This window comes from Streptodolium elevatio (genome assembly GCF_040649515.1).
Lineage (GTDB): Bacteria > Actinomycetota > Actinomycetes > Streptomycetales > Streptomycetaceae > Yinghuangia > Yinghuangia elevatio.
In genome coordinates this window covers 32,699-58,037 of the sequence record NZ_JBEZFP010000025.1, presented here as the reverse complement: position 1 = coordinate 58,037, position 25,339 = coordinate 32,699, and the positions used below count along the sequence as shown (strand labels likewise).

Sequence of the window (25,339 nt, the reverse complement as noted above, 5' to 3'; positions counted from 1 at the left end):
GCTCCTTAGGCGGCAGTGGCGGCGGTGGCGGCGTCCGCGGGCGCCTCGGTGGTGGCGGTTGCAGTCGGGGTGGCCGGGTGTGCGGCGGCCTTTGCGGGTGCGGCGGTGTGCGCCGCCGGGACGGGGCTGGGCACGGCGGCCAGCAGCGCCTGCGTGTACGGGTGTTGCGGATCGGCGCACAACTGCTCGGCCGGGCCGGTCTCCACGACGCGTCCGGCCCGCATGACCGCGATCCGGTGCGAGATCTGCCGCACCACGGCCAGGTCGTGCGCGATGAAGATCATCGACAGGCCCAGGTCGGCCTGCAGGTCGGCGAGCAGGTTGACCACCTGCGCCTGCACGGAGACGTCGAGCGCCGACACCGGCTCGTCGCAGATCAGCACGGTCGGCTCGGGGGCCAGGGCCCGGGCGATGCCGATGCGCTGCCGCTGGCCGCCGGAGAAGTCGCGCGGATAGCGGTCCGCGAACGAGGCGTCCAGGCCCACGCGTTCGAGCAGTTCGCCGACGCGTCGGCGGCGTTCCGCGGGGGTGCCGATGCCCTGCGACACGAGCGGGTCGGCGATGATCGCGCCGACCGTCATGCGCGGGTTCAGCGACGCGTAAGGGTCCTGGAACACCATCTGGACGTGGCGCCGCAGCTCGCGCAGGTCGCCGCGTCCCGGGTGGGTGACGTCGCGTCCCTCGAAGAGCACCCGCCCCGAGGTGGCCGGGTGCACCCCGACGACGGTGCGGACCAGCGTCGACTTGCCGGACCCGGACTCGCCGACCACGCCCAGGGTTTCCCCGCGCGCCAGGTCGAGCGAGACGTCGTCGAGCGCGACGACCCGGTTGCGGCGGGATCGGAAGACCTTGCCGAGCGAGCGGATCGAGAGGATCGGCTCGCGGTCGGCGGCGCCTTCCGCGGCAACCTCGGTCCGGACCGCGTCCCGGGGCCGGGCCGTCGGCGGCGCCGCCAGTACGGGGCCGAGAGGCAGCGGCCCCTCCGACACCCAGCAGGCCACCGTACGGCCGTCCGCCACGACGCGCGGCGGCGGCTGCTCGGTGCGGCACCGGTCGGTCGCCAGGGGGCACCGGTCGGCGAAGGCGCAGCCGTCGGGCGGCGAGGCCAGGTCCGGCGGCGTGCCCGGAATGCCTTCCAGGCGCTGCCCGTACGGCGCGTCCAGCCGGGGCACGGCCCGCAACAGACCCTCTGTGTACGGATGGTGAGGCGACGTCAGGACGTCTTCGGTACGGCCGTGTTCGACCACCCGGCCGCCGTACAGCACCATGACCCGCGCCGAGGACCGTGCCACCACACCCATGTTGTGGGTGATCAGCACGGTTGCCGTGCCCAGGTCCCGGGCCAGGCGCTCCAGCAGGTCGAGGATCTGCGCCTGCACGGTCGGGTCGAGCGCGGTGGTCGGTTCGTCGGCGAGGAGGATGTCCGGCTCGTTGGCCAGCGCGAGCGCGATCATGACGCGCTGCCGCATGCCGCCGGAGAACTGGTGCGGATGGTCGCGCATGCGCCGTGCGGCGTCCGGGATGCCGACCACGTCGAGGAGTTCGACGGCTCGCGCGGTACGGGCCTTGCGGTCGCCGAGGCCGTGCGCGCGCATCGCCTCGTCGAGATGGCGGCCCACGGTGAGCAGCGGGTTCAGGGACGTCATCGGGTCCTGGAAGATCATCCCGATGCGCGCACCGCGCACCCGGCGCAGCTCGGCCTCGGGCGCGGTCGCCAGATCGAACGGCGCGCCCCCGACCGGGGCGGCGCCATCCGGCCCGTCCAGCAATACCGCGCCCGCGCTGATGCGCCCGGTGGCGGGCAGCATGCGGGTCAGGGCGAGCGCGGTCGTCGACTTGCCCGAGCCCGACTCGCCGACGATGGCGAGGGTCTCGCCGCGCGCCAGGTCGAAGTCGACGCCGCGCACGGCATGCACAGGGCCGCGCTCGGAGTCGAACGTCACGTGCAGGTCGCGTACGCGCAACAGCGGTTCCCCGCGGGGTACTTCGGCGGCAGGCGTGTCGGCGGCAACCGGCTTCTCGATCGAGATGGTCATCGGCGCGCTCCCCGGTTCAGTGCTTCGGCGATCAGGTTCAGGCCCACCACCAGCGCGGTGATCACCACGAGCGGGCCGAGGGCGTAGGTGGGGTGGTCCTCCAGGTAGGGCCGTGCCTCGGCGAGGATGCCGCCGAGCGAGGGGTCGGGCGGCCGGACCCCGATGCCGATGAAGCTCATCGCGCCTTCGAGGATCACCGCGATCGACATCGACACCGCGATCTGCACCACGACCGGGTCCGCCGCGTTCGGCAGCACGTGACGGGTCAGCAGGCGCAACGGGCCGGCGCCGCCGACGCGCGCGGCGGTGGCGTACTCGCGGTCGCGGTGCACGAGGATCGCGCCGCGCAACATGCGCCCGAAGGACGGGATCTCGATGATGGTGATCACCGTGATGATCGTGGCCTTGCCCGGGCCCATGATCGCGGTGACCGTGAGGCCCAGGATCAGCCCCGGGAACGACAGCAGCAGGTCGAACAGGCGCTGCACCGCCACGTCGGCCGCGCGGTGGGTGGTGGCGACCAGTGCGAGCGAGCAGCCGATCAGCAGTCCCAGCGGGACGGCGGCGGCCACGATCAGCAGGTCGGTGCGGATGCCGTACAGCAGTCGGCTGAGCAGGTCGCGGCCGATCTCGTCGGTGCCCCACACGTGGTCGCCGCTGCCCGGGCCGCGCAGCGCGTCGGCGGTCTGGAAGGTCGGGTCGTGCGACGTGAGCAGCGGCGCCGCGAGGCCGGCCGCGAAGATCAGGCCGACCAGCGCCAGCCCGAACAGGCCGCGCGGGCTGAGCAGTCCGCGCAGGTAGCGGTTGCGGACCCGGCGCGGCTTCGCCGCCGTGGGCGCAGCCGCTTCGGGGGTCTTGGGGGCGGGTGTTCCGGGCGTCAGTGTCTCGGTAGCCATGGCGGTCACCCCAGCCGTACGCGCGGGTCGATGAGGGCGTACGCGAGGTCGGTCAGCAACTGCACCACCACGTACACCACCACGAGGAACAGCAGCACGGCCTGGATCACCGGGTAGTCGCGCCGCGTGACGGCCTGTTCGGCGAGCATGCCGAGCCCCGGCCAGGCGAAGACCGCCTCGATGATCACCGCGCCGCCCAGCAGCACGCCGACCTGCATGCCCAGCACGGTGAGCACCGGCGGCAGCGCGTTGGGCAGCGCGTGCCGCCACAGGATGCGGCGCGGCGGGATGCCGAGTGACTTCGCGGTGCGCGCGTAGTCCTCGCCCAGCGCCTGCTGAAGGCCGTCCTTGACGTACCTGGCCAGGATCGCGGACGGCGGCAGGGCCAGGACCAGGGCGGGCATCAGCAGATACTGGAAGCCGATCTGCGGGTCGGACAGGATCGACACGTGCCCGCCGGGCGGCAGGACCGGCCAGGTGATCGCGAACACGAACACGAGCAGGAACCCGCTCACGTAGGCCGGCACGATCAGCGACACCGAGTTGACCGCCGACAGCAGCGTCTGGCCGAAGCGGTTCTTGACGGTCACTCCCAGGACCCCGAACAGCAGCCCGAGCGCGATGGTGAACACCAGTGCCCCGACGGTGAGTTCGACGGTGTTGCCGAGGCGCTGGGCGAGCAGTTCGTTCACCGAGCCGCCGATGATGTACGAGCGTCCGAAGTCGCCGCGGACGACGTCCGCGATCCACGCGCCGTACTGGGTCAACAGCGGTCGGTCCAGGCCGAGTTCGTGGCGGATCGCGCCGACGCTCTCGGGCGACGGGTCGGAGCCGGCGAGGGTCTCGGCCGGATCACCCTGGACCGCGCGCAGAATGAGGAAGATGGCGAAGGAGGCGAGCAGCAGCACCCCGAGAGCCGAGGGCAGCCTTCGCACGAGATAGCCGGTCATGGTCGCAGTCCGCCCGTCACGCCAGATAGGCGTCGTCGAGGTTCAGCGCGGTGAACTCGTTCTGTGCCACGCCCTGAAGGTTGCTCGTCGCCGCGTGCAGGTTCGCCAGCACGATCAGGTCGATCACGAACTGCTGGTCGAGCAGGACCTCGCTCAGGTCCTGGTACGCCGCCTTCGCCTGCGCGCTGTCCGGGTCCGCCTGCCGCCACGCGCGCTGCACGATCTCGGTGTACCGGGGGTCGGAGAACTTCGAGGTGTTCTTCGCCTCGTTGAACGGGTACGCGCTGACCGCCAGCGTCGACGGATGCACCTGGGCGAAGCCGTGCGCCCCCGCCCACAGCGCCGGCATCGTCTGGCTGATCAGCTGCGCCTGGAACTTCGCCGGGTCGAGCGGCTCCAGGGTGGTCTTGATGCCGACCTGCTGGAGGTCGAACTGGATCATCTGGGCGACCGCCGACGAGGTGCTGAGGAACGCCAGCGGCAGGTCGAGGTTGGCCGCGCCGGCCTCGGCGAGCAGCGCCTTGGCCCGCGCCGGGTCGTGCGGGTAGCGGCGCGCGGTCGCGTCCGAGTAGGCGGGCGAGGACTTGGGCCACGGCGCGGACGACGCGAGACCGTAGCCGCCCAGGCCCTGCTGGAGGATGCGGTCGCGGTCCACCGCGAACGAGATGGCCTGGCGCACCCGCTTGTCGTCCAGCGGCTTGACCGTCACGTTCGCGCCGATGTAGATCGCGCCGCCGCCGGTGTCGAACTCCTGGATGGCGAACTGGCCGTCGGACTTGATCGGGGCGATGTCCCGGCCGCTGAGGCCAAGGGCGAGCTGGATCTGCTTGCCGCGCAGCGCCGAGAGGAGCGAGTCGGCCTGCGGGATGATCCGTACCTCGACATTGTCGAAGTACGGCCGCTCGGGCACAAAGTACTCCGGGTTCTTGGCGAACGAGATCGAGGCGCCCGGCGTCCAGTTCTTGAAGACGAACGGGCCGGTGCCGATCAGCTTCTTGCCGGTCACCGCGTCCTCGACGGACTCCCGGTCGGTGATGAACATGAACTCGAAGAGGTCGAACAGATTGCTCACCGGGTGTGCGAGCTTGAGTGTCAGCTCGGTCGGGCTGATGACGGTGATGTCCGAGACCACCGCGGCGGTCGCCCGCAATTGCGCGCTGCGCTTGGGGTCCTTGAGATTGTTGACGGCGAACACCACGTCCTCGGCGGTGAACGGGCGCCCGGAATGGAACTTCACACCCTCGCGCAGTTGGAACGTGACACTGGTGCCGTCCGGCGCTACCTGCCACGACTTCGCCAACTGCGGCTGCGGCCTCAGGTCGTTGTCGTACGAGGTCAGCGTGTTGAACACCAGCCGGGCCAGTGCGGTGAACGAGTTCTGCGTGAAGAGCAGTGCGGGCGTGAAATCGACCAGGCTGCCTATTTGCAGCGTCCCGCCCTTCTTGGGGGCGCCGCTCGCCCCGGCGGGCGTCGACTTGTTCTCGTCGACCGCCGACTTGCACCCGGCCAGACCCAGCAGAACGGCACCGGCCCCGGCGGCGCGCAAGAGGGTCCGGCGACTGGTGGCAAGGGAGGATACGGACATGGCGAAGCTCCTCTGAGCGGTTCGAGGCAAAGTGGGGGTCGAGGTGGGCGGCAGTTGCAGGGAAAGCCGGTCGCGGTGAAAGGCGGTCGCGGTGAAAGGTGTCGCAGTCGACGGCGGTCGCAGGGAAAGGCGTCGCAGTCGACGGCGGTCGCGGGGATTCAGGGCAGCGGCGGACGCGCCTGCGGGGAAACCACCGCATGCGGAAGCCGAAAAGGGCGGGGGACGGCGCGGCTAATGCGCCGGATACCCGGGAAAGGAAGAAGGGTCAGCGGCCGTGTCGCGGCGGTGAACCCTCGGGGAAACCGTTAGCGGACGGCACAGATGGCGCCGGCGACTCGACAGAAGTCGATGTGGCGGCGCGAAACGAGGGCCTGGGAGGCCCTGCCGGGGCGGCGGTCCGAACTCACGTCGTCGACTGTGTCAGGAACCGGTTAATCGGGTCAACGATCGCGGCATTCCGTCTTGCCACGTGGACACTTGTTAACAAGTTGTTGCGGCCCGGGAGTTCGTCATTCCGGGGTGGTCACGAAATCGATGATCTCCTCGACCCGGCCGAGCAGCGCGGGCTCCAGATCCCGGTACGAGTCGACGTGCGACAGGATCCAGCGCCACGTTTCGCCGGTGGACGTGGCACGGCCCAGCGCCGCGTTCACGCCGTCCTTCCACACCACCCCGCGCGGCACCTCGGGCCACGTGCCGATACCCAGCACCGACGGTTTGACCGCCTGCCAGATGTCGATGAACGGGTGTCCGGTGACCAGCACATCGGCCCCGTACGGCCCCGCGGCCACCTCGGCGGCGATCCGGCTCTCCTTCGAGCCCGGCACCAAGTGGTCGACCAGCACGCCCAGCCGGCGGCCCGGACCGGGGCGGAACTCGCGTACCACCGCCGGGAGGTCGTCGACGCCTTCCAGGAACTCCACGACCACGCCCTCGATGCGCAGGTCGTCGCCCCACACGCGCTCGACCAACTCCGCGTCGTGCCGGCCTTCGACATAGATGCGCCCGGCGCGTGCCACCCGCGCCTTCGCGCCGTGCACCGCGACCGAGCCCGAGGCGGTACGCGTCGGCCCGGCCGGCGCCGCCTGCGCCGCACGCGGCCGCACCAGCGTGACGACGGCGCCGTCCACCATGAACCCGCGAGGCTCCATCGGGAACACCCGCAGCTTGCCGTGCCGGTCCTCCAGCGTGACGGTGAACCCCTCCGGGGTCTTCTCCACCCGCACCACCGCGCCGCAGAACCCGGTCTCGACCTCCTCGACCACCAGGTCCCGGTCGGCCGCCACCTCGGGGACCGCCTTGGGCTTCTTCCACGGCGGTGTCAGATCGGGCCCGTAACTCCTGCTGCGCATAGCGACCGACGCTAGCGGTCCGGCCGCCGTCACCCGTTCAGGCGCGCCGGTTCAGGCCCGCCGACCGCGCACGTACGCCAACTGGCGTTCGGCGAAGTCCCGGTCCACCAGGGCGCCGTGCCCAGGCACCAGCACGCTCGCCGGCAGCTCCAACACCCGCTCCAGCGCACCCGGCCACTCGTCCGGGTACGAGTCGGGACCGTACGACGGCGGCGCCGACTCCTCCAGCAGGTCCCCGGCGACCAGCAGGTCCGCGTCCGGGACGTGGACCACCACGTCGCACCCGGTGTGGCCGCGCCCCGGCGCGTACACCTCGGCCCCCATGACCCCGAGCGGCAGCGACCCGTCGTGCGGGACCAGGACCGTGGGCGGGACAATACGTACCGCGGCCATGTCGTCCGCGGGCATGCCGTAGCGCAGCGCGTCGGCGCGGCCCCGCTCGCCCCACTCGGCCAGATAGGCCGGCAGGGCCTCGTGGGCCACGATTTCGACGTCCGGGAACTGCCGTAGGACTTCTGCGTTGCCATAGCAGTGGTCGAAGTGACCGTGTGTGTTCACCACTGCCAGCGCGCGATAGGGGAGGCCGTGCTCCGAGAGCATGCGCTCGAGGCCCGCGAGGAGCCCGCGCGTCTCGCGTTCGTACGAGCCGGTGTCGACGAGCGCGAAGCCCTCGGGGCCCGCCACCGCCACGACGTTCAGGTCCAGTTCGGGCAGCCGCGCGACGAACACCCCGGGTGCCACAGGGCCCCAACGCGTCCATTCGTCATGTTCCGCGTGTACCATCCTGCGACCCTTCCACAGACGGCAGGGTACGGACGCATCGGCGTCGCCGTACACTGGCACTCCAGCAAGCGGAGTGCCAGGCAGGTCAGGGAGGTGCGCACGGTGCTCGACGACCGCAAGCTCGACGTGCTGCGCGCCATCGTGCAGGACTACGTGGCGACTCACGAGCCCGTCGGATCCAAAGCGCTCGCGGAACGGCACAACCTCGGGGTCTCCCCGGCGACCATCCGCAACGACATGGCCGCGCTGGAGGAGGAGGGGTACATCACCCAGCCCCACACCAGCGCGGGCCGCGTACCCACCGACAAGGGCTACCGGCTCTTCGTCGACCGGCTCGCGGGCATCAAGCCGCTGTCCACGCCCGAGCGCCGGGCGATCCAGCTCTTCCTGGACGGCGCCGTGGACCTCGACGACGTGGTCGGCCGCACCGTGCGCCTGCTCGCCCAGCTGACCCACCAGGTCGCCGTGGTGCAGTACCCGTCCCTCACCCGGTCCACCATCCGGCACGTCGAGCTGCTGACCCTGGCACCGACCCGGATCATGCTCGTGCTCATCACCAACACCGGGCGGGTCGAACAGCGCGTGCTGGACGCACCCGGCCCGATCGGCGACACCCTGCTCGCCGACCTCCGCGGCCGGATCAACGGCGTCGTCGTCGGCAGGCGCTTCGCCGACGTCGCCCTGCTGGTGCAGGACCTCGGCGAGTCCTTCACGGCCGAGGAGCGGCCGATCGTCACCACAGTCCTCGCCGCCCTGCTCGACACCCTCGTGGAGCAGCAGGAAGAGCGGGTCGTCCTCGCGGGAACCGCGAACCTCACCCGGTTCGGCACCGACTTCCCGATGACGATCCGCCCGGTACTCGAGGCCCTGGAGGAGCATGTCGTGCTCCTGCGCCTGCTCGGGGAGGCCACCGAGCCTGCCATGGTGGTGCGTATCGGCCACGAGAACATGCACGAGGGACTGGCCGCCACCTCGGTGGTGTCCGTCGGGTACGGCAGCGGGGACGAGGCCCTCGCCAAACTCGGCGTGCTCGGGCCGACCAGGATGGACTACCCCGGAACGATGGGAGCGGTACGCGCCGTGGCACGGTACGTCGGACAGATTCTCGCGGAGTCGTAGTTGACCACTGATTACTACGAGGTCCTGGGTGTTCGGCGCGACGCCACGCCCGAGGAGATCAAGAAGGCCTTCCGCCGCCTCGCCCGCGAACTGCACCCGGATGTGAATCCGGACCCCAAGACGCAAGAGCGCTTCAAGGAGATCAACGCCGCCTACGAGGTCCTCTCGGACCCGCAGAAGCGGCAGATGTACGACCTCGGCGGCGACCCGCTCGGCGGCGCGGGGGCCGGGCCCGGCGGCGGCTTCGGCGCGGGCTTCGGCTTCAGCGACATCATGGACGCGTTCTTCGGCCAGGCGAGCCAGCGCGGCCCGCGCTCGCGCACCCGCCGCGGCCAGGACGCCATGATCCGCATCGAGGTGCAGTTGGAGGAGGCGGCGTTCGGCACGACCCGGGAGATCCAGGTCGACACCGCGGTCACCTGCAACACCTGCAACGGCGAGGGCGCCGCTCCCGGCACCACCGCGCAGACGTGCGACATGTGCCGGGGCCGCGGCGAGGTCAGCCAGGTCACACGGTCGTTCCTCGGCCAGGTCATGACGTCGCGCCCGTGCCCGCAGTGCCAGGGCTTCGGCACCGTGGTGCCGACCCCGTGCCCGGAGTGCGCGGGCGACGGACGCGTACGCGCGCGCCGCACGCTCACCGTCAAGATCCCGGCGGGCGTCGACTCCGGCACGCGCATCCAACTCGCGGGCGAGGGCGAGGTCGGCCCGGGCGGCGGCCCGGCCGGCGACCTCTACGTCGAGATCGCAGAGGTCCCGCACCCGACGTTCCAGCGCCGCGGCGACGACCTGCACTGCACGGTCACCATCCCGATGACGGCCGCGGCCCTGGGCACGAAGGTGCCGCTGGAGACGCTGGACGGCGTCGCGGAGATCGACATCAGGCCGGGCACCCAGTCCGGCCAGTCCATCCCGCTGCACGGCAGGGGCATCACGCACCTGCGGGGCGGCGGCCGGGGCGACCTCCTGGTGCACGTCGAGGTGCAGACGCCCTCGAAGCTCGACCCGGAGCAGGAGGAACTCCTGCGCAGGCTCGCCAAGTTGCGGGCCGAGGAGCGGCCCCAGGGGCAGTTCTCGCCGGGGCAGCAGGGGTTGTTCTCCCGCCTGAAGGACGCCTTCAACGGGCGCTGAGGCGAACCGGTGCCACGCTGCGGAACGGCACAGCGCGGACAGCGCCACAGCACGAACAGGCGCCAACAGGTACCTACAGCACGGCACGCACGGTACGGAGCGAGGGACGGGTCCTGCGGGCCCGTCCCTCGGCTGTTTGCGGGCGGGCGGTGCGCAGCCGGAGCCGTGGGGTCGGGCGGTGCGGCCGAGGCGGCGTGCGGCGGCACGACGCGGTCCGGGGCGCGCGCGGGGCGTGGTCCGTGGCTTCCGGGCCGGTGCCGGGCGTACGGTCGTGTCACGCGGGTGACCCCAGTGACCGGGAGGTGCGGTAGTGGACGCCGGATCGCGGATCGAGTGGCCGGTGCGGCTGCCGCTCGTACAGGCGCCGATGGCGGGCGGGGCGTCCGGGCCACCGCTGGCGGCGGCGGTGTGCGGTGCGGGCGCTCTCGGGTTCCTCGCGGCGGGCTACAAGACCGCGGAGGCGATGACCGCCGAGATCGCCGAGCTGCGCGCGGCCACGGGACTGCCGTTCGGCGTCAACCTGTTCGTGCCGGGAGAGGCCGCCGAGGGCGCCGCCGCCGGGCAGGTCGGGGCGTACCGCGACCGCCTGGCACCGGAGGCCGCGCGACTGGGCGTGGCGCTCGGCGAGGTTCCGCCGCACGGACTCGACGACGACTGGGACGCCAAGGTCGCCGCTCTCCTGGCCGATCCCGTCGCGGTGGTGTCGTTCACCTTCGGCTGCCCTGACCGCGGCGTGCTCGCGGACTTCCGGGCCAGGGGCACGGCCACAGCCGTCACGGTGACCACACCCGAGGAGGCGGAACGCGCCGCCGCGGCCGGACCGGACCTGCTGATCGTGCAGGGCGTCGAAGCCGGCGCCCACCAAGGGCGGTGGGACAACGACGCCGAGGCCGGCACCGAGCCGTACGGCCTGCTCGCCCTGCTCGGACTCGTGCGCGCGGTCACCACCCTGCCGTACGTCGCCGCGGGCGGGATCATGACCGGCGAGCAGGTGGCGGCCGTGCTCGCGGCCGGAGCCGTCGCCGCCCAACTGGGCACGGCCTTCCTGCGCTGCCCGGAGAGCGGCGCCCCGGCGCCGTACAAGGCCGCGCTGGCCGACGCGCGCTACGACCGCACACGCCTCACCCGGGCTTTCTCCGGCCGCCCGGCCCGCGGCCTGGTCAACGGGTTCCTCGCCCGCAACGACGCGTACGCACCGGCCGCCTACCCCGAAGTGCACTACGCCACGGCGACGTTGCGGCGCGCCTCGGCCGCGGCGGGAGACCCCGAGGCGATGGCGTTGTGGGCCGGGCAGGGCTGGCGCCTCGCGCGCGACGAGCCCGCGGCAGCTGTGGTGAAGCGCCTGGCCGACGAGCTGGCCGCGGCACGAGAGGATTGACCCGACCCGCCGCCCGCGGCACCCCCATGCCCGCGGCACCGCCCACGCCTTCGGAGCCGACCCCATGAGCGCCCCCGTCTTCCTCACGGACGACCCCGCCCTCCGCACCGCCCGCCGGGTGGTCCTCGACGGGGCGGAAGGCCGGCACGCCGTCACCGTGCGGCGCGTCGCGGTCGGCGAGGAAGTCGTCCTCACCGACGGGCGCGGCGTCGCGGTACGCGGCACCGTCGCCGCCGTCGAGGGCAAGGACACGCTGCACGTCGACGTCGGCGAGCGCACCGAGGAGCCGCCGCCCGCACCCCGCATCGTCGTCGTCCAGGCGCTGCCCAAGGGGGACCGCGGCGAGCTGGCCGTCGAGACCATGACCGAGGTCGGCGTCGACGTGGTCGTCCCGTGGGCGGCCTCCCGGTGCATCACCCAGTGGAAGGGCGAGCGCGGCGCCAAGTCGCTCGCCAAGTGGCGGTCCACCGCACGCGAGGCCGGCAAGCAGGCGCGGCGCGTACATCTGCCGGACGTCACCGAGCTCATGACGACGCGTCAGGTCGCGGGCATGCTGCGGGAAGCGGCCTTCGCGGGGGTGCTGCACGAGGCCGCCGCGGACCCGATCGCGGCGGTCGAGGTGCCGGCCGACGGCGACGTCGTCCTCGTCGTGGGGCCGGAGGGCGGCGTCAGCCCGGAAGAGCTCGCGGTCTTCGCGGAGGCGGGCGCCCGGGCGTACCGGCTCGGCCCGACCGTGCTGCGCACGTCGACGGCAGGCGTGTCGGCGGCCTCCGTACTGATGGCCGCGTCGGGCCGCTGGGCCTGAAGCCCGGCCCCGCCGCGGCCAGCCGATACGATCGCGCCCAACCAGCATCCAGATGGAGGTACGCATGGCGGCCGGGGAAGCCCAGGCGGACTGCCTGTTCTGCAAGATCGTGGCCGGGGACGTCCCCGCCACGGTGGTCCGCGAGACGAAGGACTTCGTCGCCTTCCGCGACATCAACCCGCAGGCGCCCACGCACATCCTCGTCATCCCGCGCGCCCACTACCCGAACGCCGGCGAACTGGGCGCGGCCGAGCCGGAGTTGGCGGGCACGCTGCTCGCCGAGGCGGCAGCGGTGGCGGCCGGCGAGGGCATCGACGAAACCGGCTACCGCGTCGTCTTCAACACGGGCGCGGGCGCGGGACAGACGGTCTTCCACGTACACGCCCACGTGATGGGCGGCCGCGGCCTCACCTGGCCTCCGGGGTAACCCCCTCGGACGGGCCGACGACAACCGCCCTGCCGTCCGGGTCGCGCAACGTACGCCGGCCCGGCGGCAGCCCGGCGCCGTCGACCACCAGGCCGATCCGCAGCGCGCCGGTGACGCGCGCCGGGGTGGCCGGATAGATCTCGAACACCCCGCCCCCGTCGAGGACCGCGGCGTAATGCTCATGGCCCTTGCTGTGCCGCTCGCGCGTGAACTCCAGGCCCAGGCCCGCGTAGAACTCGCGGCACGCCTCGACGCGCGTCGTGTAGACGACGATCGAATCCACGCGGGCGCCCGGCATGCCGCGACCTTACCGAGCGCCGGAGAATGGGCGCATGTCCGTACGCGAACTCGTCGTCCTCGGCACCGCCAGCCAGGCGCCCACCCGGCACCGCAACCACAACGGCTACCTGCTGCGCTGGGACCGCGAGGGCATCCTGTTCGACCCGGGCGAGGGCACCCAGCGGCAGATGCTGTACGCCGGAGTCGCGGCCACCGACATCACCCGCATCTGCGTCACGCACTTCCACGGCGACCACTGCCTCGGCCTGCCGGGCGTCATCCAGCGCATCAACCTCGACCGGGTGCCGCACGAGGTCACGGCGTACTTCCCGGCGTCCGGGCAGCACTTCTTCGACCGGCTGCACCATGCCAGCGCCTTCCACGAGGCCGCGACACTGCGCGAACACCCGCTCGCCGGCGAGGCGGCAATCGCACCCCTGACGAATCTCACGCTGGAGGCGCGGCGCCTGTCGCATCCGGTCGAGTCGTACGGCTTCCGCCTCGTGGAACCCGACGGCCGCCGCATGCTCCCCGAACGCCTGCGCGAACTCGGCATCGCCGGTCCGGACGTCGGCCGTCTGCAACGCGAGGGCGCCGTCGAGGCCGCAGGCCGCGTCGTCACCGTCGACGAGGTGAGCGAAATCCGCCGCGGCCAGAAGTTCGCGTTCATCATGGACACCCGACGCTGCGACGCCGTGGCCGAACTCGCACACGACACCGACATGCTGGTGTGCGAGTCCACCTTCCTCGACGCGGACGCCGACCTCGCCAAGGCACACGGCCACATAACCGCCGGCGAGGCCGCCGCCACCGCCCGCGAGGCCGGTGCGCGCCTGCTGGTCCTCACCCACTTCTCGCAGCGCTACCCCGACCCCGCCGCATTCCTCGCCGACGCCCGCCGCCACTTCGACGGCGAGATCGCCGTAGCCGCCGACCTGGACCGAATCCCCCTCCCCAAACGCCGCTGACCTCCGCCCGGCCCCGCCGCGGCCGGGCGGCCGGAAAGCATGATCATCGGGGCGAAAACCTCAAGAGCGCGTCAAGGGCAAAGAGCTACCATTGCCCCAGGACACAACTGTCACCCCGAGCAACGGAAAGTAGGCGTGATCAGGCCGTCAGGCCGCCCATGGCTTCCACACGACACGCTCGCGGCACCGGGCACAACGGCAACGGCAACGAGCCCACCGGCGCCGCACAGCCCGAGGAGCAGGGCCGGGAGCAGGCCCAGGCAAAGATCGTGATCCCGGCGAAGCACCCGATGGTCGCGCTGCTCGGCTCCGGCGACTCCCTGCTCCGGGTGATCGAGGACGCGTTCCCCGACGTCGACATCCACGTGCGCGGCAACGAGGTCAACACCACCGGCCCCGTCGACGACATCGAACTCGTCAAGCGCCTGTTCGACGAGATGATGCTCGTCCTGCGCACCGGCCAGCCGCTCAGCGCCGAAGCCGTCGAGCGCTCCATCGCGATGCTCCGCTCCGGCGGCGACGCGGGCCCGGCCGAGGTGCTCACCCTCAACATCCTGTCGAACCGCGGCCGCACGATCCGTCCCAAGACGCTCAACCAGAAGCGCTACGTCGACGCGATCGACCGCCACACCATTGTCTTCGGCATCGGCCCGGCCGGTACCGGCAAGACCTACCTCGCCATGGCCAAGGCCGTCCAGGCGCTGCAGATGAAGCAGGTCAACCGCATCATCCTGACGCGCCCCGCGGTCGAGGCCGGCGAACGCCTCGGCTTCCTGCCCGGCACCCTGTACGAGAAGATCGACCCGTACCTGCGCCCGCTCTACGACGCGCTGCACGACATGATCGACCCCGACTCCATCCCCCGCCTCATGGCCGCCGGCACCATCGAAGTAGCCCCCCTCGCATATATGCGTGGGCGCGCGCAGCCGGTCTTCACCAACGTCCTGACCCCGGACGGCTGGCGCCCCATCGGCGACCTCCAGGTCGGTGACCTGGTGATCGGCTCGAACGGCGAGCCGACGCCCGTCCTCGGCGTGTACCCGCAGGGTGAGAAGGACATCTACCGCCTCACCGCACAGGACGGTTCGTGGACGCTCTGCTGCGGCGAGCACCTGTGGACCGTCCGGACGGCTGCCGACCGTCGACGTGGCAAGCCCTGGCGCGTCCTCGAGACCAAGGACATGATCGGCAAGCTGCGCGCCGCGCATGCGCGGCGGTACGAGCTGCCGATGCTGACGGCCCCGGTGCAGCTGCCCGAACGCGCCGTGCCGATGGACCCGTACGCGCTCGGTCTCCTGCTCGGCGACGGATGCCTGACCGGCTCCACGACGCCGGCGTTCGCCACCGCGGACCGCGAGCTCGCGTCGGCGCTGGAAGCTGCGCTGCCGGGTGTCGCGGTGCGGCACCGGTCCGGCGTCGACTACACGCTCAACCGGGTGAAGGCGCCCGGCGACGTCGTGACGCTGGAGAACCCGGTGACGGGGGTCCTGCGCGCACTCGACCTGCTCGGGGCGCGCTCGCACTCGAAGTTCGTCCCGGACGTCTACCTGGGCAACTCCGCCGAGGTGCGACTCGCGGTCCTGCAGGGGCTGCTCGACTCCGACGGCGGCCCGGTCACGCAGCGGGACCGGACCTGCCGGGTCCAGTACACGACGACATCGATCATGCTGCGCGACGACGTGGTCTCCCTCGTGCGGTCGCTCGGGGGCGTGGCGTACACGCGCCGCAGGCACGCCCTCGGCCGCAAGCCCGGTCGTGCCAACGGCCGCGCGGTGCACCACCGGTTCGACGCACACATTGTGGACATCAGGCTGCCCGCGGGCGTGGAGCCGTTCCGTCTCGCCCGCAAGCGCGACGTCTACCACGCGGCAGGCGGCGGCGGTCGCCCGATGCGGTTCATCGACAGCATCGAGCCGGCGGGCCGCGAGGAGGCGGTCTGCATCCAGGTCGCCGCCGAGGACTCGCTGTACGTCACCGAGGGACACCTGCTGACGCACAACACCCTCAACGACGCGTTCATCATTTTGGACGAGGCGCAGAACACCTCGGCCGAGCAGATGAAGATGTTCCTGACGCGGCTCGGGTTCGGGTCGAAGATCGTGGTCACGGGTGACGTGACGCAGGTCGACCTGCCGAACGGGACGGAGAGCGGGCTGCGGGTGGTGCAGCGGATCCTGGACGGCGTGGACGACATCGCGTTCTGCCCGCTGAGCAGCCAGGACGTCGTGCGGCACCAGCTGGTCGGGCGGATCGTCGACGCGTACGGCAGGTTCGACGCCGAGCGCCAGCGGGACGAGGTGCCGCGTTCGCGCGGGCGTCGCGGGCAGATCCACAGCACCACCAGCACGAGCAACGCAGAACGGGATGTGAACTGACGGCCATGTCCATCGACATCGCCAACGAGTCCGGGTACGAGCTCGACGAGCACGGCATCGTGGACGTGGCCCGCTTCACCCTCGACAGGATGCGCATCCACCCGCTCGCCGAGCTGTCCGTCGTCATCGTCGACGAGGCCGCCATGGAGCAGCTGCACATCACGTGGATGGACCTGCCGGGGCCGACGGACGTCATGTCCTTCCCGATGGACGAGCTGCGTCCCGGGAAGGACAACGAGGACCCGCCGCAGGGACTGCTCGGCGACGTGGTCCTGTGCCCGGAGGTCGCGGCCCGCCAGGCCAAGGCCGCCGGGCACTCGACGGACGACGAACTGCAGTTGCTCACCGTGCACGGGGTGCTGCACCTGCTCGGCTACGACCACGCCGAGCCCGACGAGGAGCGCGAGATGTTCGGTCTCCAGCGCGAGATCCTCGACGCGTGGCGCGAACGGCGCGGCGCGGCCTCCTGATGCCCGGTCAGAGACGGAAGGTCGGACGGAAGGACGGGGCACGCGGTGTCCTCTGACGAGGTCTTCCGGCTCGTCGTCGGGGCGGTCGTCCTCGTCGTCGTGGCCGGGCTGTTCGCGTGCCTGGAGGCGGCCCTCGCGCGTATCTCGCGTCCGCGGGTCGAGGAGCTGGTACGCACCGGTCGGCGCGGCGCCGAGCGCCTGCTCACGGTCGTCCGGGACCCCGCGCGCTACCTCAACCTGGCGCTGCTGATCCGGGTCGCCTGCGAGGTCTCCGCGGCCGTGTTGGTGTCGGTCGTCTTCTACGACGGTTTCGACGCGACGTGGCAGGCGGTACTGGCGTCCATCGGCGTGATGGTGGTGGTGTCGTACGTCGTCATCGGCGTCTCACCGCGCACCATCGGCCGCCAGCACCCCATCGCGGTCGGCATCGCGGGTGCGCCCGTGCTGATCGTGCTGGCCCGCATTCTGGGGCCGCTGCCGCCGCTGCTGATCCTGATCGGCAACGCGGTCACGCCCGGAAAGGGCTACCGCGAAGGGCCGTTCGCGTCCGAGGCGGAGCTGCGCGCGTTCGTGGACCTCGCCGAGAAGGAGTCGCTGATCGAAGACGAGGAGCGCAAGCTCCTGCACTCGGTGCTCGAACTCGGCGACACCATCGTGCGCGAGGTCATGGTGCCGCGTCCGGACATGGTGTTCATCGAGCGGCACAAGACGGTGCGGCAGGCGCTGCGCCTCGCGCTGCGCAGCGGCTATTCGCGCGTCCCGGTGATCGGCGAGAACGAGGACGACGTCGTCGGCATCGTCTACCTGAAGGACCTGGCCGAGCACGCGGTCGGCGGCGCCGACGACCGGTGGGCGCACGAACAGGTCGAGTCGCTCATGCGGCAGGCGACGTTCGTGCCGGACAGCAAGCCGGCCGACGACCTGCTGCGCGAGATGCAGGCGAGCCGCACCCACATGGTCATCGTCGTCGACGAATACGGCGGTACGGCCGGGCTGGTCACGATCGAGGACATCCTCGAGGAGATCGTCGGCGAGATCACCGACGAGTACGACCGCGAGACGAACCCGGTCGAGGATCTGGGCGACGGACGCTTCCGGGTGACCGCGCGCCTGCCGGTCGACGAACTGGGCGACCTGTTCGGCCTGGAGCTGGACGACGAGGACGTCGAGACGGTCGCCGGGCTGCTTGCCAAGCAGCTCGGCCGGGTGCCGATCCCGGGGGCGACCGCGGAGGTCGAGGGGCTGCGGCTGACCGCCGACCGGCCGTCGGGGCGCCGCAACCAGGTCGGCACGATCGTCGTCGGGCGGGCGCCGCGTCCGGACAGCCGTGACGGTGACGACGAAGGCGACGACGCGGACTGACGTACGGCGGGCCTGCGGACCCCGTACCTTCGTTCGCGGGGGTACGCATTCGCCGACGGACCGGGGGGTTCACCGTGCGCACGATCAGGCTGTCCCGATTCGGGGCGCCAGGCTTGGGCATCGCGCTGCTGGGCGTTGTGCTCCTGGGAGCGAGCGCCTGCGACAGCGACAGCGGGGGTGGCGGCGCCGAGGCCACGGCGGGGCAGGTGACGGGCGTACCGGGGCCGACCGTGGACCCGGAGGCGGGCACCCCGGTCCCGCCGAAGAGCGAGCCGACGCCGGTCAGGCCGGTCGTGACGGGCAAGCCCGGTGAGGGCAAGGGCAGTTCGCTGCCCGGGAAGCCGTCGGCGCCGCCGACCGGACCCGCGACGGCGCCTCAACTGACCGCCGCGTTGCTGGCGCAGGCCGAACTGGCCGCGACCGGGCTGCGGGTCGACGGGCCCGACCGGGCCAAAGACACGGCCCCGAACCCGGACCCGCCGCCTGCGGTTCCGGCGGTGGACCGGCCCGAGTGCGCGGTGTTCGCACAGGTGTCGGTGTTCGACGGCGGCGCTCCGGAGGCGTGGGCGCACCGCGAGTACGCGGACGCGGCCAAGCCCGATGGGGCGCGCCTGGGTGTGACGCTCTCCAGCCACCGCGACGACCGCGGTGCGGCGCTGCTGCCCGCCTTGGACCGGGCCATGGCCGGGTGTTCGGTGGAGTTCGCGGTGCGTGCCGGGGGGCCGGCTCCTGAGCAGTGGTCGGTGGCTCCCGTCGACGGCGCGCCGCTGGCGGGGGACGAGACGACGGCCTACCGGGTGACCGTGCGGACCGGGACGGAGACGCGCGTCGAGACGGTGGTGCTCGTCCGGTTCGGGGCGACGACGGCGCAGTTCGTGTATCCGGGCGACGCGGCGCCGGATGCCGCACCGTACGCGGCGGTCATCACCGGCCAGGTGCAGAAGGCCCGGGCGCTGCTCGGGCGGTGAGCCCCGAACGGGCGGGCGCAACAAGCGGGCGGCAGCCGTCACGGCGGCGTGTCGGGTCGGTAACAGGCACTGGAAATTCGCGTCCCGACCGGTAGCTTCTTCCGCATACCGACGACGCGGCGGTCCGGACCAGGGGGGTACGGGCCGCGGTATCGCGTCGCACACGACACCGAACTGGGGGGTTCACGGTGCGTACACGCACGTCCCGTACCACGCGCAAGTCCGTCAAGCTCGCGATCGCCTTTCCGCTGGTGGCGCTCGGCCTCTCGGGGCTCACCGCCTGCGAGTTCGGCTCGGACGACAAGGCCGACGCGACCAAGTCGACGGCGTCCGCCTCGGGCGCCGACAAGGCGACCGACAAGGCGAGCGGCAAGCCGAGCGGCAAGGACGACCCGAAGGCGACCGCGAAGCCGACCGGAAAGCCGACCGGGAAGGACACCAAGCCCGCGGCCGGCGCCCCGGCGAGCGACGAACTCGTCGACGCGCTGCTCAACGCGCAGGAGGTGCCCGCCGGTTACACGGCGGGCGAGGCCGACACCGACATGGACGACGGCACGCTCGACCCCGACACGGTCGTGTCGGACCCGCGCTGCACGACGCTGCTGACCGGCAGCGCGGGCTCGACCGCCAAGGCGGAGCGGGAGTTCACGAAGGAGACGCTCGACGCGGACGACCAGGAAGGCGTCATCGTCACCCTGATCAGCGACGCCCCGGACGAACTGCAGAAGGACTTCGACGAGTACACCAAGGCCCTCAAGGCCTGTCCCTCGTTCAGCGAGAAGACCGGCAACGAGTCGTGGGAGTACGAGATCACCGAGGTGCGCCTCGGCACGCACGGTGACGACAGCGTCAGCTACCGCCTGAAGGTCTCGTCCGACGGCCAGGTGCGCAGCTACGGGTACGTCATGGCCTCGCGCCACGGCGCCGTCGGTGTCACGGTCGCCGCGCACTCGACGTACACCGAGCCGGACGCGCCGACCCAGTTCGTCACCGGGCAGATCCAGAAGGTCGAGGAAATGGGCTGACCGTGCGCGGGAAGGGCCTGCTGCCCCGCCGGGTTCGCCGGCGTACCGCCCCGGGAGCAACGTCCGCGTTGCCCCGGGGCGGTACTGTGCCCGGGATCCATCCCGGTGAGCAGGAGGAACGATGAGCGGCACGACCGTCGACCCCGAGGACGCCAAGATCGTCACGCTGGCGCGTTCGGCCCGGGCGCGCAACGGCGCGTCCGAGGGGGCCGCGGTGCGCGACGAGACGGGGCGGACGTACGTCGCCTCGACCGTCGACCTGCCCTCGCTGCGCCTCACCGCGCTGCAGACCGCGGTTGCCATGGCCGTGGCCGGCGGTGCCCGCGGGCTGGAGGCCGCCGCGGTGGTCGGCAAGGCGGAGGCGGTCGCGGCGGAGGACCGGGAGGTCGTACGCGATCTCGGTGGCGCCGGCACGCCCATCCACCTTGCGGGGCCCGACGGGAAGGTCGCGGCCACCGTCGAGGTGTGACGCGCGCCACGGGCGGGCGCCGCGTCAGATTCGGCCGACCAGTAGGATCACGCCGCCGCAGGGTGCGCGTGCGCGCGCGGAATCTGGGCTGACGAAACGTCAGAATTGGGGACGGAATGGCTGCCGAATCGGAACAGGCGGACGAATCGGGCGGGTTGCCGACACCCGACTCTTCGCCTGCAGCGGCCGGTGCGGACGACGCGAGCAATACGGACGACCCGGACGGCACCACGCGTGAGGGCAACACAGCTGGCACGGACACTGCCGGCGCCGACGACGTGGACCACGCCGACGGCACTGATAACGCGTCAGAAGTCCCAGAGCTGTCCGACACGGCGGACACGTCCGACGACGGCGAGGAGATCCGCCCTGAGGACGTCCGCGAGGGCGTCGTCGACCTTGTCGCCTACGCCGTCGGCGCGGTGGCGCTCATCCTGCTCGGCTACTTCACCCAGCGCGACGTCCTGACCTGGACGCGCGGGCCGTTCACGGTCGTCGTCATCATCATGGCGGTCCACTGGGTGGGCCGCCGCGTCCAGGCCCGGCGCGAGAAGGTGGGGGGTGCCCGGTGAGCTGGGCGGCGCACGAACTGGAGAGCTACGTCCTCCAGAAGCACATCAAGACCAAGGTGTCGTTCCTGGCCATCCTGCTCGGCTGCTTCTGGCCGGACATGATCTCCAAGGGCACCGTCTACGGCTTCGACGCCTTCGGGTTCAGCTTCCACCCCAAGAACCCCGACCTGTACCACCGCGGTTGGCCAGGTGTCGGGTTCACGCACTCGCTCATGTACGGCGTGGTCATCTCGCTGATCGTGCTGTGGGTCTTCAAGAGCCGCGCGTGGGCGCTCGGCCTGCTCATCGGCCACTGGGCCCACGTCTTCACCGACATCTGCGACAGCGTCGGCGTCATGCTGTTCTTCCCGTTCAGCACGCAGAACTACTCGATCGGCATGTGGGCGTACGCCGCCCAGCAGGGCCGCTACGGCGACGCATCCGCGTACTACTCCAGCCTCGGCGGCGTCTGGGACCTGTTCTGGCTCGGCATGGTGCTGCTGAGCTGGAAGGTGCTGACCCGCAACTACTTCTTCACCAAGGTCGTCGCCGACGACCCGGTGTGGCCGTGGTTCAAGCGCCGCCTGAAGATGTCCGAAGTGCTGATGCTGGCGCTGTACCGGGCGTACTTCCTGTACGGCGCCTGCCGGATATTCGCCTGGTTCTTCTGGTCGCGGTTCGTCGACAAGGCTCCGCTCGACCTGAGTTGGGGCGGTCCGTACTGGGTCGAGAAGGTGCACGCCAAGTACCCGCCGATCGGTGAACTGCTGCTGCGCAGCACCCTCGGCGCGGCCGGCCTCGCCGCGTCGATGTGGGTGCTGTGGATGGTCGTCGGCCGCCGTCTGTGGGGACGCGCCGAGAAGCACGAGAAGGCGAGGGCGCTGGCGAACGCGAAGCGTGCGTCGCAGGTGCCGCGGCAGAAGAGCGGTCGGGACATGGCCGGGGCTAAGGGACAATGAGACCCATGAGTGATCGCCCCACCCCCTCCGCCGCCACGCGCGGCGCGGTCCACCGCAGTGGCTTCGCGTGCTTCGTCGGCCGCCCCAACGCGGGCAAGTCCACGCTGACGAACGCGCTGGTCGGCACGAAGGTGGCGATCACCTCGGGGCGTCCGCAGACCACCCGGCACACGGTGCGCGGCATCGTGCACCGCCCGGACGCGCAGCTCGTCCTCGTCGACACCCCCGGCCTGCACAAGCCCCGCACGCTTCTCGGCCAGCGCCTCAACGACCTCGTGCGCACCACGTGGGCGGAGGTCGACATCATCGGCTTCTGCCTGCCCGCGGACCAGAAGGTGGGCCCCGGCGACCGCTTCATCGCGAAGGAGCTCGCGGAGGTCCGCAAGACGCCGAAGGTCGCGGTCGTCACCAAGACCGACCTGGTGGACAAGAAGACGCTCGCCGAGCAGTTGGTCGCGGTCCAGCAGATGGCCACCGACCTCGGCTTCGAATGGGCCGAGATCATCCCGGTGTCGGCCGTGTCGGGGGCCCAGGTGGGGCTGGTCGCGGACCTCCTCGCGAAGCTGCTCCCGGAGGGCCCGCCGCTGTACCCGGACGGCGAACTGACGGACGAGCCGGAGCAGATCATGGCCGCCGAGCTGATCCGCGAGGCGGCGCTCGAAGGCGTACGCGACGAACTCCCGCACTCCCTCGCGGTGGTCATCGAGGAGATGATCCCGCGCGAGGACCGCCCGGCCGACAAGCCGCTGCTGGACGTACACGCCTATCTGTACGTGGAACGCCCCAGCCAGAAGGCGATTGTCATCGGTGCCAAGGGCGCGCGGCTGAAGGACGTGGGCACGCGGGCGCGCAAGCAGATCGAGGCGCTTCTCGGCACCCCGGTCTACCTGGACCTGCACGTGAAGGTGGCCAAGGACTGGCAGCGCGACCCGAAGCAGTTGCGCCGACTCGGCTTCTGACCGGCGGCCGGCGGGCGGGACAGGATCCGGGGCAGGATCCGGGACAGGGAAAGGCGCCGCCCTCCAAGGGGAGGTGAAGGCGGCGCCGGTGTCTCTCCACGACCATTCTCACCCGGATACGTGTAAAGGGCACGTGAGCGTGGCGCAATCCACACCCCGAGGTCCGTCCAGGGCGCCCACGGTGGAGGCGGATGTGCAATCGGGGACAGGGGTCGGGTAGGGTGTCGGGCATCATGCGTCAGTGGCAGCTTCTTCTTAGCCGCCGCGGCGAGGGCTCGCCCAGCTGAACACAACGGGCCGGCCTCCCTCGCCGCGGGGTTGAGGCATTGCCTGTTACGGATTCGCGCCGGCCTATCGAGTCCCACGACCACGCCAGCCGACGCGTTGCGCAGCCGCAGCGCCCAGTCTTTTCCGAGGAGCCTGCCGCATGTCCTCCATCAACCGTGCCACTCCCATCACGGCCGCCACTGTCACCCAAAAGCCGTCGGGGATGCCGATCCACAAGTACGCGCCGTTCCAGGGCGTGCACCTGCCGGACCGCACGTGGCCCACGAAGACCATCACCGCGGCGCCGCGCTGGCTGTCCACCGACCTGCGGGACGGCAACCAGGCGCTGATCGACCCGATGAGTCCGGCGCGCAAGCGGACCATGTTCGACCTGCTGGTACGCATGGGCTACAAGGAGATCGAGGTCGGCTTCCCGGCCGCGTCGCAGACCGACTTCGATTTCATCCGCAGCATCATCGAAGAAGGCGCGGTCCCCGAGGACGTCACCATCTCGGTGCTGACCCAGGCCCGCGAGGAACTGATCGAGCGGACGGTCGAGTCCCTGGTCGGTTCGCCGCGCGCGACCGTGCACCTGTACAACGCCACCGCGCCGATCTTCCGCCGCGTGGTGTTCAACGTCGACCGCGACCAGTGCAAGGCGATCGCCGTCGAGGGCACCGAGCACGTCATGCGCTTCGCGGAGAAGCACCTGGGCGCCGAGACGGTCTTCGGCTACGAGTACTCGCCCGAGATCTTCATCGACACCGAGATGGACTTCGCGCTGGACGTCTGCGAGTCGGTCATGGACGTCTGGCAGCCCGAGGCGGGCCGCGAGATCATCCTGAACCTGCCCGCGACGATCGAGCGTTCGACGCCGAACGTGTACGCGGACCAGATCGAGTGGATGAGCCGCAACCTGACCCGCCGCGAGCACATCGCCATCTCCGTGCACCCGCACAACGACCGGGGCGCCGCGGTGGCCGCCTCCGAGCTGGCCGTCATGGCCGGTGCGGACCGTGTCGAGGGCTGCCTGTTCGGACACGGCGAGCGCACCGGGAACGTCGACCTGGTGACGCTGGGCATGAACCTGTTCAGCCAGGGCATCGACCCGATGATCGACTTCTCGGAGATCGACGAGATCCGCCGCACCGTCGAGTACTGCACTCAGCTGCCGGTGCACCCGCGGCACCCGTACGCCGGCGACCTGGTCTACACGGCGTTCTCCGGATCGCACCAGGACGCGATCAAGAAGGGCTTCGAGGCCCTGGAGCGCGACGCCGCGGAGGCGGGCAAGTCGGTCGACGAGATCATGTGGGGCGTGCCGTACCTGCCGATCGACCCGAAGGACGTCGGCCGCACTTACGAGGCGGTCATCCGGGTCAACAGCCAGTCCGGCAAGGGCGGCGTGGCGTACGTGATGAAGGCCGACCACAAGATGGACCTGCCGCGTCGCCTGCAGATCGAGTTCTCGCGCATCATCCAGGGCAAGACCGACAGTGAGGGCGGCGAGGTCACCCCGGCGCAGATCTGGTCGGTGTTCCAGGACGAGTACCTGCCGACGCCGGACGCGCCGTGGGGCCGTCTGGGGCTCTCCTCGCACCAGACGTCCTCGGTCGACAACGACAAGGACGCGCTGTCGGTCGACATGACCGTGGACGGCGCCGCGCAGACGCTGGAGGGTGTCGGCAACGGCCCGATCGACGCGTTCGTACGGGCGCTGGGCGGCATCGGCTTCGACGTCCGCGTGCTGGACTACACCGAGCACGCGATGAGCGGCGGCGAGGACGCGCGGGCCGTGGCGTACGTCGAGTGCGCCGTCGACGGCCAGGTGCTGTGGGGTGTGGGCGTCGACGAGAACATCGTGCGCGCCTCGCTGAAGGCGGTCGTGAGCGCGGTCAACCGGTCGGCGCGCCAGGCCGGTTGAGGTCGGCCGAGGCGAGCGGGTTCAGCGACGGGTTGAGACAAGCAGGTTGAGACAAGCGGGTTGAGTCAAGCAGGTTGAGGCGGCGGTCCCGGTTTCCGGGGCCGCCGCCTCGGCATTCGGAGGGGTGGGCCTCGGTGGGCCGGGGAGCCGGCCGCGGTGAGACCTTGAGCGGGCCGCGGTAAGCCGCTGAGCCCCAAGTGCCCCTTGTGTCACGGGAGTAGCGCTCATGCCACGCGTACTGTAGCTCTCTGTGCCTAAGTGATGACGTGCCGTGAAAACTGTGCCAGTATCGAACGCGGGA

24 protein-coding genes are annotated in these 25,339 nt (G+C 71.2%); 16 read left to right on the top strand and 8 right to left on the bottom strand.

Annotated elements, in window-relative coordinates:
- Positions 1 to 5: 5 nt before the first annotated feature.
- The 7 genes from AB0C36_RS12685 to AB0C36_RS12655 form a co-directional block, all read right to left on the bottom strand.
- Positions 6 to 2,036 (bottom strand): ABC transporter ATP-binding protein, encoded by a 2,031-nt coding sequence (locus tag AB0C36_RS12685; RefSeq protein WP_358352938.1) that lies wholly within the window; start codon positions 2,034 to 2,036, stop codon positions 6 to 8.
- A complete protein-coding gene (locus AB0C36_RS12680; RefSeq protein ID WP_358352936.1) occupies positions 2,033 to 2,932 on the bottom strand; it encodes an ABC transporter permease in 900 nt (299 codons plus the stop codon). The genes AB0C36_RS12685 and AB0C36_RS12680 overlap by 4 nt, the downstream gene beginning before the upstream one ends.
- A gap of 5 nt (positions 2,933 to 2,937) precedes the next feature.
- On the bottom strand, positions 2,938 to 3,882 hold the full coding sequence (locus AB0C36_RS12675) for an ABC transporter permease (protein ID WP_358352934.1): 945 nt from the start codon (positions 3,880 to 3,882) through the stop codon (positions 2,938 to 2,940).
- Between the two features lie 16 nt (positions 3,883 to 3,898).
- Positions 3,899 to 5,467 carry an ABC transporter substrate-binding protein gene (locus AB0C36_RS12670; RefSeq protein WP_358352932.1) on the bottom strand — a complete coding sequence of 523 codons (1,569 nt, stop codon included), beginning with the start codon at positions 5,465 to 5,467 and terminating at the stop codon, positions 3,899 to 3,901.
- Positions 5,468 to 5,772: 305 nt separating this feature from the next.
- Positions 5,773 to 5,874 carry a putative leader peptide gene (locus AB0C36_RS12665; RefSeq protein WP_358352930.1) on the bottom strand — a complete coding sequence of 34 codons (102 nt, stop codon included), beginning with the start codon at positions 5,872 to 5,874 and terminating at the stop codon, positions 5,773 to 5,775.
- Positions 5,875 to 5,976: 102 nt separating this feature from the next.
- Positions 5,977 to 6,819, bottom strand: a complete 843-nt coding sequence (locus AB0C36_RS12660) for a DUF3097 domain-containing protein (RefSeq protein WP_358352928.1) — start codon at positions 6,817 to 6,819, stop codon at positions 5,977 to 5,979.
- A 51-nt stretch (positions 6,820 to 6,870) separates the two neighbouring features.
- Positions 6,871 to 7,560 carry an MBL fold metallo-hydrolase gene (locus AB0C36_RS12655; protein ID WP_358352926.1) on the bottom strand — a complete coding sequence of 230 codons (690 nt, stop codon included), beginning with the start codon at positions 7,558 to 7,560 and terminating at the stop codon, positions 6,871 to 6,873.
- Between the two features lie 144 nt (positions 7,561 to 7,704).
- On the opposite strand from AB0C36_RS12655, the gene hrcA reads away from it, so the two are divergent.
- From hrcA to AB0C36_RS12630, 5 genes are all read left to right on the top strand, one after another.
- The gene (gene hrcA, locus AB0C36_RS12650; protein WP_358352924.1) at positions 7,705 to 8,721 is read left to right on the top strand and encodes a heat-inducible transcriptional repressor HrcA; all 1,017 of its coding nucleotides are present in this window, start codon (positions 7,705 to 7,707) and stop codon (positions 8,719 to 8,721) included.
- The gene (dnaJ, locus tag AB0C36_RS12645; RefSeq protein WP_358352923.1) at positions 8,722 to 9,852 is read left to right on the top strand and encodes a molecular chaperone DnaJ; all 1,131 of its coding nucleotides are present in this window, start codon (positions 8,722 to 8,724) and stop codon (positions 9,850 to 9,852) included.
- Between the two features lie 367 nt (positions 9,853 to 10,219).
- On the top strand, positions 10,220 to 11,230 hold the full coding sequence (locus AB0C36_RS12640) for a nitronate monooxygenase (protein ID WP_358352981.1): 1,011 nt from the start codon (positions 10,220 to 10,222) through the stop codon (positions 11,228 to 11,230).
- Positions 11,231 to 11,294: 64 nt separating this feature from the next.
- On the top strand, positions 11,295 to 12,035 hold the full coding sequence (locus AB0C36_RS12635) for a 16S rRNA (uracil(1498)-N(3))-methyltransferase (RefSeq protein WP_358352921.1): 741 nt from the start codon (positions 11,295 to 11,297) through the stop codon (positions 12,033 to 12,035).
- A 64-nt stretch (positions 12,036 to 12,099) separates the two neighbouring features.
- Complete coding sequence (locus AB0C36_RS12630) at positions 12,100 to 12,462, top strand: histidine triad nucleotide-binding protein (protein ID WP_358352918.1); 363 nt, start codon at positions 12,100 to 12,102, stop codon at positions 12,460 to 12,462.
- Here AB0C36_RS12630 and AB0C36_RS12625 read toward each other — a convergent pair.
- Positions 12,443 to 12,760 (bottom strand): VOC family protein, encoded by a 318-nt coding sequence (locus tag AB0C36_RS12625; RefSeq protein WP_358352916.1) that lies wholly within the window; start codon positions 12,758 to 12,760, stop codon positions 12,443 to 12,445. The two genes, AB0C36_RS12630 and AB0C36_RS12625, sit on opposite strands and share 20 nt — an antisense overlap.
- Positions 12,761 to 12,794: 34 nt before the next feature.
- Here AB0C36_RS12625 and AB0C36_RS12620 point away from each other — a divergent pair, with 34 nt between their 5' ends.
- From AB0C36_RS12620 to leuA, 11 genes are all read left to right on the top strand, one after another.
- Positions 12,795 to 13,709 carry a ribonuclease Z gene (locus tag AB0C36_RS12620; RefSeq protein ID WP_358352914.1) on the top strand — a complete coding sequence of 305 codons (915 nt, stop codon included), beginning with the start codon at positions 12,795 to 12,797 and terminating at the stop codon, positions 13,707 to 13,709.
- A 290-nt stretch (positions 13,710 to 13,999) separates the two neighbouring features.
- Positions 14,000 to 16,084: a PhoH family protein gene (locus AB0C36_RS12615; protein WP_358352979.1), complete on the top strand. Its 2,085-nt coding sequence runs from the start codon at positions 14,000 to 14,002 to the stop codon at positions 16,082 to 16,084.
- A gap of 5 nt (positions 16,085 to 16,089) precedes the next feature.
- Positions 16,090 to 16,554, top strand: a complete 465-nt coding sequence (gene ybeY / locus AB0C36_RS12610) for an rRNA maturation RNase YbeY (protein WP_358352912.1) — start codon at positions 16,090 to 16,092, stop codon at positions 16,552 to 16,554.
- Between the two features lie 45 nt (positions 16,555 to 16,599).
- Positions 16,600 to 17,916: a hemolysin family protein gene (locus AB0C36_RS12605; protein ID WP_358352910.1), complete on the top strand. Its 1,317-nt coding sequence runs from the start codon at positions 16,600 to 16,602 to the stop codon at positions 17,914 to 17,916.
- Between the two features lie 74 nt (positions 17,917 to 17,990).
- Positions 17,991 to 18,884 carry a hypothetical protein gene (locus tag AB0C36_RS12600; protein WP_358352908.1) on the top strand — a complete coding sequence of 298 codons (894 nt, stop codon included), beginning with the start codon at positions 17,991 to 17,993 and terminating at the stop codon, positions 18,882 to 18,884.
- 188 nt (positions 18,885 to 19,072) lie between these two features.
- Positions 19,073 to 19,909, top strand: coding sequence for a hypothetical protein (locus tag AB0C36_RS12595; RefSeq protein ID WP_358352906.1), 837 nt, complete (start codon positions 19,073 to 19,075; stop codon positions 19,907 to 19,909).
- Between the two features lie 121 nt (positions 19,910 to 20,030).
- Positions 20,031 to 20,378, top strand: a complete 348-nt coding sequence (locus AB0C36_RS12590) for a cytidine deaminase-like protein (RefSeq protein ID WP_358352905.1) — start codon at positions 20,031 to 20,033, stop codon at positions 20,376 to 20,378.
- Between the two features lie 116 nt (positions 20,379 to 20,494).
- Complete coding sequence (locus tag AB0C36_RS12585) at positions 20,495 to 20,950, top strand: hypothetical protein (protein ID WP_358352903.1); 456 nt, start codon at positions 20,495 to 20,497, stop codon at positions 20,948 to 20,950.
- The gene (locus AB0C36_RS12580) at positions 20,947 to 21,888 is read left to right on the top strand and encodes a metal-dependent hydrolase (RefSeq protein ID WP_358352902.1); all 942 of its coding nucleotides are present in this window, start codon (positions 20,947 to 20,949) and stop codon (positions 21,886 to 21,888) included. Before AB0C36_RS12585 ends, AB0C36_RS12580 begins: the two co-directional genes overlap by 4 nt.
- Positions 21,885 to 22,847 carry a GTPase Era gene (gene era / locus AB0C36_RS12575; protein WP_358352900.1) on the top strand — a complete coding sequence of 321 codons (963 nt, stop codon included), beginning with the start codon at positions 21,885 to 21,887 and terminating at the stop codon, positions 22,845 to 22,847. The genes AB0C36_RS12580 and era overlap by 4 nt, the downstream gene beginning before the upstream one ends.
- A gap of 427 nt (positions 22,848 to 23,274) precedes the next feature.
- Entirely contained in the window at positions 23,275 to 25,038 is a 1,764-nt protein-coding gene (gene leuA, locus AB0C36_RS12570; RefSeq protein ID WP_358352898.1) for a 2-isopropylmalate synthase, read from the top strand.
- The last annotated feature ends 301 nt before the right edge of the window (positions 25,039 to 25,339 follow it).